Raw genomic sequence first — 254 nt, 5'->3', positions numbered from 1 at the left:
GCTGTGGTTGACGTCGTAGGCGAAACCGGCCGCACTCGGACCGACAAGCGTGCCGAACGCCACGCTGGTGTAGAGGATGCCGATGATTCCACTGACGTTGCGTCCGCCGAAATAGTCCATGACCAAAGAGGGCAGCACCGCGACCCATCCGCCGTAGAACGCGCCATAGACGAAGGCAAATGTGGCGAGGGTCCAGACGTCAGCGGCAATCGCCCAGATCACCATCGCGAACGCCATTCCGATCAGGACCAGGA

At 61.4% G+C, this 254-nt stretch carries 1 pseudogene; it reads right to left on the bottom strand.

The features are described from left to right. A pseudogene (locus ACPYOI_RS36560) lies at window positions 1–254 on the bottom strand (MFS transporter); the annotation flags it as partial.

The sequence above is a fragment of the Rhizobium sp. SVR5-2C genome (assembly GCF_056755115.1).
The sequence above is the reverse complement of the archived record's forward strand: the minus strand, read 5'-3'. Positions and strand labels throughout refer to the sequence as shown.